The sequence below is a fragment of the Cyanobacteriota bacterium genome, assembly GCA_025054735.1.
Taxonomy (GTDB): domain Bacteria; phylum Cyanobacteriota; class Cyanobacteriia; order SKYG9; family SKYG9; genus SKYG9.
This window is the reverse complement of record JANWZG010000123.1, coordinates 1-9,541: the sequence shown is the minus strand read 5'-3', so window position 1 is coordinate 9,541 and position 9,541 is coordinate 1. Positions and strand designations below refer to the sequence as shown.

The following is a 9,541-nucleotide window of genomic DNA, read 5'->3' as shown; positions in this document are numbered from 1 at the left end:
CACTCCCAACGCTTCCGTAAGCAGGGGTGCAATTGCTTGTTCCTTATGGTGCATGGTAGCAACGACGATCGTCCGGCCTTGAAAATACTGCTGGGAATTGTCTACCAATGTCATTTACACCCTACATCTCAAATAAACAGCCACTGTCCACTATAGCCATTTAAAACGCTTGTAGTGAGGACTTCAGTCCTCATGTGTTCGCAGTGAAGACCCTAGTCCTCATGCTCGTAGTGAAGACTTCAGTCCTCATGTGTTCGTAGTGAGGACTTCAGTCCTCACGCTTTTAGCAAGAAACTTGGTTACCAATGTGAGCCTAAACACAACTACATCCCAGAGAACAAAGTTGTTCTTACAGATAGCATCACATCTACGAGAAACAATGTGGTTTGTTCAAGTGACTAGCGATCGCTCTGGTATTTTGTTAGAGTGAGCAGTGATCATCATGACCAGCAGACTGTAATGGTGAAAGCATCTCCACAGCGACGATACGTAATTACCTAGCGCAACTTACACGCAGCTTACAAGTGACTGGCAATTCTGGGAGGAGATATGGTAGCTCAGTGCAGTTTACTAGGCAGTTCTGAAGCAATGCGGCGATTGCTCATTACCGTTGCGATCGCTCTCGTAGCGCTATTACTTGGCTGCTCTCGTCCTGCCTATGCCCAAGCTGTGCTGTACCCGCCGCCTCCTTCTTACAGCAACGCCGAACTTAGTCATCATGATTTCTCTGGGCAAATGTTGCGCACCGCTGAATTTTCCAACGCTAATCTAGACTCTGCAAATTTTGCCCATGCTGACCTGACGGGTGCCGTGTTGAGTGCCTCTGTCATGGTGAGGGCTAACCTACAGGGAGCTAACCTCAGTAGCGCTTTAGCAGACATGGCAGACTTTAAGGGGGCAGATTTACGAGATGCCCTATTAACTGATGCCATTTTATTAGGGTCTGACCTGACAGGTGTGACGATCGCAGGGGCTGACTTTACTGATGCCATCCTAGACGGAGCACAGGTAAAGGCATTGTGTAAAGTTGCCTATGGCGTGAATCCTGTTACTGGCATCAGTACCCGCGACTCCTTGGGGTGTCCCTAGGCCAACTATCATGCCACCCTCCTTGACGTTGGTAATTGGCCCTGCTCGATCGGGCAAGAGCGAGTGGGCAGAAACCTTAGCCCATCAGTCAAACCTGCCTGTGATTTATATTGCCACTGCCCGCACAAATCCCAAGGATCCAGAGTGGGAACAGCGCCTACAGCAGCATCGCCAGCGTCGTCCTGCCCATTGGCAAACCCTTGAAGTGCCGCTGTATTTGGCAGAGAGTCTGCGATCAGCTATGCCCCAAACCTGTCTATTGGTAGACTCCCTAGGTACATGGCTGGCTAACCTGCTTGACCAAGATCAAGCTCAATGGGAGCAAACCCTAGCTGATTTCCTTGCCAGTTTAGCAGTCACTCCTGCTCAGGTGATTCTAGTGGCCGAAGAAGTAGGTTGGGGGGTTGTGCCTGCCTATCCCCTAGGACGCACATTCCGCGATCGATTAGGCAGCCTAGTACGCCACATTGGTACCATAGCTCAACCTGTATACTTGGTAACAGGTGGTCACGTCCTCAATTTAAGTGCCCTGGGCACCCCTTTGACCCCATGAACTCCCCAACTCAGTTGTCTGGTTTCCGGCTCTGGCTAGCTCGGCTCGTGGGCAGCATAGCCTTTTACACTACTATTCCTATTCCTGCCCAGTGGTCTGTAGATTTCCACGGCATTGCTCGGTTTGCCCCTCTGGTCGGAATTGGCCTAGGTGGAATTTTGGCGATCGCTACCCTAGGCTTGCAAGCAATAGGACTACCTGCCTTCACCCGTAGCGTTCTGCTAGTGGTGCTATGGATCAAGCTGACGGGTGGCCTCCATTTAGATGGAGCTATGGATACTGCCGATGGTCTGGCCGTTACAGATCCCGATCGTCGCCTTGCTGTCATGGCTGATAGTGTAACTGGGGCCTTTGGGGTCATGGCAGCCGCCAGTATCCTCCTACTCAAAACGGCCGCCCTCACCGACCTGAATACTGCTCTAGGGACTAGTCTCTCTCCTACAACCTACAGTTGCCATCTATTACTAGTGTTGGGATGGGGACGCTGGGGACAACTCGTTGCCGTCTGGCGTTATCCCTACCTGCGCTCTCAAGGCAAGGGCACTCTCCACAAAGCTGCCATTCGCTCAGGTTGGCACCTTGTGCCAGCTACTTTTACCCTGCTCACCGTTAACAGCGCCTATAGTTGGCTAGAGCCAGCCCACTGGTACCAGGTTACTGTTGCCTCCCTGCTGGGAGTAGCGATCGCCATTCTCACAGGCGCATGGTTTAACCAGAAGCTAGGAGGCCACACGGGTGATACCTACGGCGCTGTAGTGGAGTGGACTGAAGCTCTACTACTCTGTTGCATTACAGCACTCTGAGCCAACTTGCCTCGTGACGTAGACTAAATACTCGCAGGTTCAATTAGGTTCAAGACTCATACGTTCAATCTTCGTGATCTTCAAAGGGGTCGCCCAAGTCTTGAGAGGGCGGCCCAAATGCGGTATACACTGCATAGCCAGCTAATGCAATTACCATTGCGCAAATTGAAATATTGAGAACTGTTGCAGCTTCCATGAATCTTACAAAGTTGTGAATGCCTTTCCTCTATAATATTACGAAACATTAAAGCTGTTAATACTGCATTCATTACAGGTGACTCATGGCACAACGGACAAGGCTAGGCGATGTTCTTAAGCCGCTGAATTCTGAATACGGAAAAGTCGCACCGGGTTGGGGCACTACCCCCCTCATGTCGGTCTTTATCCTGTTATTTTTCATCTTCTTGCTGATTATTCTGCAAATTTACAATTCTTCATTGATCCTCAACGATGTCAACGTAGACTGGAGAAGTCTTGGGGGTTAACCTCAGTGTTAGTTGACTAATTGTGAACTTGGTTCACAGATGATACTGCCCCGGTTCTACCGGGCTTTTTTGTTGGTTGATTTTAGGTTGTACGTGTCCTTGGTTGTTAATGCTATGCAGGAAGGAGATGTCCTATGAACTTCTTTGGAATTGGGCTACCGGAAATGGTGTTGATCATGGTGGTCGCACTCCTGATTTTTGGGCCGAAGAAGTTGCCAGAGATTGGACGCAGCCTGGGGAAAGCAATTCGTAGCTTTCAGGATGCTTCTAAGGAATTTGAAAATGAGTTCAAGCGAGAGGCTGAGCGCCTAGAACAACAAGAGACTAGGCCCATGACTGCAACGCTGGAAACTCCGCCCCCTCAAGCATTGGCTCCCAGTGAGGACGCTGAAATGTCGATCGCTGAGGCATCCTCTTCCCAGGCTGTATCCTCATCGGACTCTTCCACACCATAACGATGACATCATGACTGCTACGTCCACAACTGCAACTCCTGTTGTGCCTCAACTGATTGTAGGTTTAGGCAATCCGGGTAGCAAGTATGAGCGTACTCGGCACAACATTGGCTTTATGGTAGTGGATCGACTAGCCCAAACTTGGCAAATATCTTGGACAGAAAACCGCAAATTTCAGGCAATGGTCGGCGAAGGCTGGTATGCCCCTGGAGCCAAGATTCGGCTGTTGAAGCCCCAAACATTCATGAATGCCTCAGGACAAGCCATTCGAGCAGCGATCGACTGGTTCAAACTGCCACCAGAATCGGTCATGGTTATCTACGACGACATGGATTTACCGTTTGGTAAGTTGCGGTTGCGGTTATCTGGCTCAGCAGGGGGACACAATGGCATGAAGTCGGCGATCGCCCATCTAGGCACGCAAGCATTCCCTCGCCTGCGACTGGGTATTGGTAGTCCCCGCCAAAACAATCCAGCATCAGATACTAGCACCGTGTCCTATGTGCTAAGCACCTTCAATGCCCAAGAAACTGCCCAACTAGACGTTCTCTTGCAGCTAGCCCAAGATGCTGTGATCACCAGTCTAAAACAGGGAGTAGAGCAGGCCATGAACCTCTATAACAATCGTAGTCTTCTGGATAGTAATTCGACTCCTTAGAACCTAAGCTACCAGGAGCTAAAAATCGTCTACTACGCTACTCAGGTTAAGAAGGTAACCGCTTCTCCATACTATGGCCATGGATAGCTTGTAGTAAGGACTTTAAGTCCTTACTACGAACTGATGGGTTGCAGGTTGAGAAGGTATACTGCTTCTCCATACTATGGCCATGGATAGCTTGTAGTAAGGACTTAAGTCCTTACTACGAACTGATGGTACCGTAGGCAGCACTGGCCAGCAAAACTTGTGGTAACCTGTGTTAGTTCAGTTTGTCCTAGTTAACGATGAATGTTAATGATCAGTTGCGGCTGGTGGCAAGATTGGACAAAAGGCTTTAGAATCGCAGAGCATTAGTTGCCCTGGTAGCGAGCAACTTAGCTCTGAACCGTAAACAACTCAGGAAATGTCTGAGAATTGTTGGTCTCGCAGCAGAGCTAGCTATCGAGGTTCTAGCCTAAAGTTCTGACAAGGAGAATGTGGGTCGTGCAAACGCTTAACCTACCTGAATGGAATCATCCTTTGGTCAAATCACTCGCTAGTGTGAGCGATCGTGAGTTAGTGATGCTATTCCAACAACATCCAGAAGCTGGGCGTTACTTTATCGCCATATTTTGTCGCTACAGCCCATTGGTGCACACCCTTATCAGACATTCAGTGCGATCGCCTGTACAAGCAGACTATTTATTTGCCCTCACATGGAGACACATCTACTATGAATTGCGAGGTTTAGACCTTGCTCAACTAGGAGAATCTAAAACTAAAGCCACCTTGCAACATTGGCTCATCAACGTCACAGCTCACTGCATCAATCAAGCTAGCTTGCCTCCGGTTGAGTCAATTCGCTACATCCTTAGTGATGCACCACCACCCCTCTGGTGCTACCTAGAGCAAGCCATGGATCAAATCCCGCCCATTCTGCGATTAATCATTGTTATGGCTGAGACATTTCATTGGGGCGACACCCGAATTTCTGCCTATCTCCAAGCAGAGGGTGAGCGAATAACAGCTAAGCAGGTAAGAGCAAAGCTTCAGGAGGGCTACAGGCTGTTGCAGTCCATGTTACCTAGTGACGTTCGAGCCATTTACCTTGGCCATGAAGAGCTTTCTGTGTCAGCACCTGATACAAATCCCCAGGGTGTGCGTATAAATGCCAATGGATAGACACTATAAATCCAGTTATGCTAAGAGAGTAGGCCCTTAGTAAGGGGTGAGTCCTGTGGATAATGATGCAGAACGGTTGAAGCAGCAATTTATTAGTCCCACGAGCCGATACTACGGGAAATTTACGCCAGAGCAGCTTGCTTTTAATGCCAATCTGCAAGAGTTTGCTAGTCGTGTGTCGATTATTTGTGGGTTAGAAACAGGTGGAAAGATCAGTAGCCAAGATGCGTATGAGCAGATTAAGGCGCTTTGGAAGCAACTAAAACAGTCAAAGCGACAACTACTTGACCAAGAACCGCCGCCTATTGAGCTTCCCAATGATGATGAGGGCTAAGAGCATCACCAACGACTCACTGCAATAGCCCTGACTGACCCACGCATTGCTGCCTAGCAAGAAATTGGTTGGCTAGAGTGCATTGGTTGCGTCAAGGCTTGTATTCTCTCGTATTGAGAATTGAAGTCTTTACTACTATCCTCCTGACTAGGTTGGGTATTGCTGTGGATAGCGAGGGGTGTCTGGTCGCTCCAGTTATAGCTCTGGCTACAGTTTGTTGTCTATATCCACAGGAATGTCTGTAATTGCGTGGATAGCTGCACTTAATTCTCGGCAGGAATCTTCATTCCGCAGTCCTGAGGGCAGTATTTCTAGCGATTTGACTTTGCCGCTGGGCTGTTTGAGCGTCACTTCCACACTTCCCCGGGGGTCATCCTCACTGTCTCGCCATAGAGATACCTTGATAGTTTGCAGTTGACTAAAGGGATAGTAAATCGTTGTTTTGCCGAAGATGGTTTGGCGGATCCATGCTAGTCGCTGTTGGCTACGATCGTAAACCCAAGTAATCTGTCTTAAGGGCAATAGGAAAATGGCCAAAATTACTCCTAGCAATACGCCACCAACAGTAGCTGCAAACTGCAGGATATTTTGATCTAACCGTGTGTCTTCCTGATAGGTAGCAAGCTTTACCGACGGTGTCTTTGCCAATTGATTGATCTGAGCTACAACTGCCTGTGCATTGGCACAAGTCGAGTCGTCGGTTCGATAGTTAAACTGCCTAAGGGGGATAGTATGTAGACCTTGGTGATTGACAAGCCAGACTTGGCACAGGTAGTAAGTATTGCCCTCGTCATCAATGTGTCTCGTGGAGGCAAACCTAGCCCCTCGCAATTTGGGAATGGTTGTCGTAGAGGTGCCGTCCACGCCCCGCTCGGTTAGGGTACAGTTCACCTGGGTTGGCTCAATCCGATCGCACATTAGGGTTCGCAGTTTGCCAGCAGTTTGCATCTGACGACCAGTAAGCCAACCTACTCCTGTTACGACTCCGCTGATGAGTACAGCTATGATGATAGTATCACGAACTTTACTGCCAAACGATTGGGGATCGCCGAGAACCAGTTGTGTTGGGGTTTGGCTTAGAACCTTAACCATAGAATGTGATCAACCTGTAGTCTACTGTGCAGTAAGCTGCGATTGCACTAGTAACGGCTAACTCGCTGTGACGATCGCAGCAATATCAGGTAAGTAGCAGTCCATAGTCAATACGTTGAGCATGACCAGATTTTTCACTAAGGCAGGGGTTAGGCGATCGCCTTCAACACTCATACTAGTCTTGAAGCGCAGTTCACCCGCGTCAACCCTTAGCTCAAAATTGCCGATAATTAAGCCATCATTGGCTTCGGTCACGAACTCAGTAATAGCTGCCTGCTTTGCCGAGGGAATCACATAGGGGCATAGGGAATAAAACACAACTTGCTGACTGTTATCAAGCGATTGGGCATAGCAACGCCATTGACCGTGCTGGCCCTGGAAGGTAGTCCAGATCATCTGCTCATTCTGTTGGATGTCTGTTTTCCACTCATCACCGGTGAAGAATTGCAAGAGTACTGGTATCAATGAGGGGTGGTTAGATACTTGGTCAAGATTGGCTGTTAATTGAGTCTCATTATTAGAGGGATTAGAATTAGAGGGATTAGAAAGATTAGAGGGTTCAGTGTCAGCGGTATCTGGACTAGCCGCCAGGGCGATCGCCCGAAACTTTTCCTCAGAAATACCCAGGGCCTGAGCCAAGCCAACTACAAAGCCGCCTTCAACAGCTTTGACAGTGCGATCTGCCTGAATGGTCTTGATAGCTAGCAATAGAGCTGTTTCTGCTTGGGATGGCGATAGCGCTTGCTTAGCAGTGTTAAAGATGGCACCAGGTTCAGCTTCTCGACAAAGCCGCCGAATTTTGTTGCGGATCGCTCGCCGTTCCTCTAGGGAAAGCTCAGTAGTGGACAAAAATACCTCTAGTCCTTCGATTTCCTCGTCAGCAACATCATTATCGATCGTCATAGCAATGACACCGATAGCATAGATAGCCTCAGTTGGGGTCATGGCATCAGTGCACACAGCACTGCTGTTAAAAATATAATCGTAGGATTCGGACATAGGTGTCTGTGGGTATTACGTAATCTACGTTACTGTAATCTACCCAAAGTGCACATGATGTACGCTACAAACTGGAGCAAATCGCAAGAGCAACACATTAGTTATCAGAAGTTATCAGACAGATGTTGGTGTGACAACAGGGTGTAAGCTCTGTTGAACCTGCTGCTGTAGCCAGTCAGTATAAAGTTCATCTAATAGGCGTTGTTCCATAGCAGCATCAAGTTGAGCAGGTACTAGCTCTTCTAAGCGCACAACCACCATCCAATCACCAATGCGAACTGGAGGCCAAAGTTGACCAGGTTTCATTGTAGTTAGCAATTGGGTCAAGGTAGGGTGAATGGACTGTAGCTCCACAGGGCCAACCAACCCACCAGTTTGTGCTTCTGGCCCCTCAGAATATTGCCGTGCTAACTCAGCAAAAGTTGCCTCCCCTTCTTGAATGCGAAAGTACAGCTCTTGGGCAACACTAATAGCAGGCACCCTTAGTAAGGAATAGACAACCCGATCGAGTTGCCCTTTACGCTGCAAGTAATAGGATGGAACCTGTGATCCCCAGGTTTTTTGCTTGAATAGCTGGAGCTTGGCTTGGCGAGTTGCCATAGTTTGCAATTGCTCAGGAGTCATGCCCTGTTGGGCTAACCAACTGTCAAGTTGTGCTTGATTGAGAAGTTGGTGTTGCTGACAAATTCTCTGAACGGCAGCATTCACCTGCTCTGGAGTGATATCAATGGTTGCGATCGCCTCGTCGATCACGACTTCGCGCACTAGTTGAGGCAACAACCCATATTGAGACAGTAATGGCAACAGTTCTTCTGTCGTAATCTGACGATTGCCAATTTTTAGCACACTTGAAGCCATAATTTGCACCTTTGCAGTGTCCCCGACTACTTTACTACATGGCTTATTTACAAGCGTGGAATTTTATGTCTAACTCACAAACGTTGTTGCCCAGAAGACCAACACGTTGTCACAAATTAAAAAACTAGAGTTTGTAGTAAGTGCTCTAGCACTGGAGCGGTTACTCAGAGCTGGAACGTTATCCTAAAATTGGGCCGTGACGATTCAGTAGTGATAGAGCAAAATAAAAGTCCCCATAGCGAAGCTAAGACTATCACTACAGGGACTTGCTCTGTGGGAATTTAAGGTTAGATCTGAGCGTATCGTTCTTTCTCAGGAACAGCAGTGTATTCAGAAACGATTTGGCGTAACTCGTCCCCATCAATTGTTTCTTTGTCGATGAGTAGATCTACTAGGCGATCAATCACGACTCTATTCTCCCGAATAATCTGTAGTGCCTGGTTGTAGCAATACTGGACGATCGACCGCACCTGCACATCAACCTTGGAGGCAATTTCTTCTGAGTATTCACTGCGGGTCATCCAATCTCGACCGAGAAATACTTCCCCCTGCTGACTTTCCAAAGAGAGCAAACCTAGATCAGACATACCAAAGCGAGTTACCATCTGACGGGCTAGACTGGCTACCTGTTGCAAGTCACCACCTGCTCCTGTCGTGACTTCTGCATCACCAAAAACAACATCCTCAGCCGCACGTCCCCCCAGAGCACCGGTTATGCGGGCAAGAAGCTGTGATCGAGATACCAACATCTGATCTTCACTAGGCATGAACCACGTCAGTCCTCGCGCCTGACCACGGGGAACCAGGGTGACCTTCTGTACAGGATCGTGATCCTTTAGCAGCGTGCCAACGATCGCATGGCCAATTTCATGATAGGCAATTAATCGTTTGCTCTTGCTGTCGATCATGGGAGTACCTTCCATGCCCGCGACAACCCGATCAACGGCATCATCGATCTCCAGCATGGAGATTGCTTCCTTACGGCGACGGGCTGTAAGGATAGCTGCCTCGTTTAGCAGGTTAGCCAGATCAGCCCCAGTAAAGCCCGGTGTAC

Annotated in this window: 13 protein-coding genes; 8 read left to right on the top strand and 5 right to left on the bottom strand. The window is 48.6% G+C overall.

The window, feature by feature from the left end:
• The first annotated feature begins 549 nt into the window (after nt 1-549).
• From NZ772_07795 to cobS, 3 genes are read left to right on the top strand one after another with little or no spacing between them, the layout of a single operon-like run.
• The gene (locus NZ772_07795; GenBank protein MCS6813459.1) at nt 550-1,089 is read left to right on the top strand and encodes a pentapeptide repeat-containing protein; all 540 of its coding nucleotides are present in this window, start codon (nt 550-552) and stop codon (nt 1,087-1,089) included.
• 10 nt (nt 1,090-1,099) lie between these two features.
• Complete coding sequence (gene cobU, locus NZ772_07790) at nt 1,100-1,642, top strand: bifunctional adenosylcobinamide kinase/adenosylcobinamide-phosphate guanylyltransferase (protein ID MCS6813458.1); 543 nt, start codon at nt 1,100-1,102, stop codon at nt 1,640-1,642.
• Nucleotides 1,639-2,445 (top strand): adenosylcobinamide-GDP ribazoletransferase, encoded by an 807-nt coding sequence (gene cobS, locus NZ772_07785; protein MCS6813457.1) that lies wholly within the window; start codon nt 1,639-1,641, stop codon nt 2,443-2,445. Before cobU ends, cobS begins: the two co-directional genes overlap by 4 nt.
• 64 nt (nt 2,446-2,509) lie before the next feature.
• On the opposite strand, the gene psbN is transcribed toward cobS, so the two are convergent.
• On the bottom strand, nt 2,510-2,641 hold the full coding sequence (gene psbN, locus NZ772_07780; protein ID MCS6813456.1) for a photosystem II reaction center protein PsbN: 132 nt from the start codon (nt 2,639-2,641) through the stop codon (nt 2,510-2,512).
• A gap of 85 nt (nt 2,642-2,726) precedes the next feature.
• Here psbN and psbH point away from each other — a divergent pair, with 85 nt between their 5' ends.
• The 5 genes from psbH (at nt 2,727) to NZ772_07755 (ending at nt 5,538) form a co-directional block, all read left to right on the top strand.
• Nucleotides 2,727-2,930 carry a photosystem II reaction center protein PsbH gene (psbH, locus tag NZ772_07775; GenBank protein ID MCS6813455.1) on the top strand — a complete coding sequence of 68 codons (204 nt, stop codon included), beginning with the start codon at nt 2,727-2,729 and terminating at the stop codon, nt 2,928-2,930.
• 134 nt (nt 2,931-3,064) lie between these two features.
• Nucleotides 3,065-3,385, top strand: coding sequence for a TatA/E family twin arginine-targeting protein translocase (locus NZ772_07770; GenBank protein ID MCS6813454.1), 321 nt, complete (start codon nt 3,065-3,067; stop codon nt 3,383-3,385).
• A 10-nt stretch (nt 3,386-3,395) separates the two neighbouring features.
• The gene (gene pth / locus NZ772_07765) at nt 3,396-4,043 is read left to right on the top strand and encodes an aminoacyl-tRNA hydrolase (protein ID MCS6813453.1); all 648 of its coding nucleotides are present in this window, start codon (nt 3,396-3,398) and stop codon (nt 4,041-4,043) included.
• A 483-nt stretch (nt 4,044-4,526) separates the two neighbouring features.
• The gene (locus NZ772_07760; GenBank protein ID MCS6813452.1) at nt 4,527-5,204 is read left to right on the top strand and encodes a sigma-70 family RNA polymerase sigma factor; all 678 of its coding nucleotides are present in this window, start codon (nt 4,527-4,529) and stop codon (nt 5,202-5,204) included.
• 55 nt (nt 5,205-5,259) lie between these two features.
• Nucleotides 5,260-5,538, top strand: coding sequence for a hypothetical protein (locus NZ772_07755; GenBank protein MCS6813451.1), 279 nt, complete (start codon nt 5,260-5,262; stop codon nt 5,536-5,538).
• 207 nt (nt 5,539-5,745) lie between these two features.
• Here the strand turns inward: NZ772_07755 and NZ772_07750 are convergent, their stop codons facing one another.
• The 4 genes from NZ772_07750 to NZ772_07735 form a co-directional block, all read right to left on the bottom strand.
• Nucleotides 5,746-6,630: a hypothetical protein gene (locus NZ772_07750; protein ID MCS6813450.1), complete on the bottom strand. Its 885-nt coding sequence runs from the start codon at nt 6,628-6,630 to the stop codon at nt 5,746-5,748.
• A gap of 57 nt (nt 6,631-6,687) precedes the next feature.
• The gene (locus tag NZ772_07745) at nt 6,688-7,629 is read right to left on the bottom strand and encodes a YbjN domain-containing protein (protein MCS6813449.1); all 942 of its coding nucleotides are present in this window, start codon (nt 7,627-7,629) and stop codon (nt 6,688-6,690) included.
• A 114-nt stretch (nt 7,630-7,743) separates the two neighbouring features.
• Nucleotides 7,744-8,487, bottom strand: coding sequence for a peptidylprolyl isomerase (locus NZ772_07740; protein MCS6813448.1), 744 nt, complete (start codon nt 8,485-8,487; stop codon nt 7,744-7,746).
• A 287-nt stretch (nt 8,488-8,774) separates the two neighbouring features.
• On the bottom strand, nt 8,775-9,541 hold a 767-nt coding region (locus NZ772_07735), incomplete at its 5' end, for a cell division protein FtsH (protein MCS6813447.1).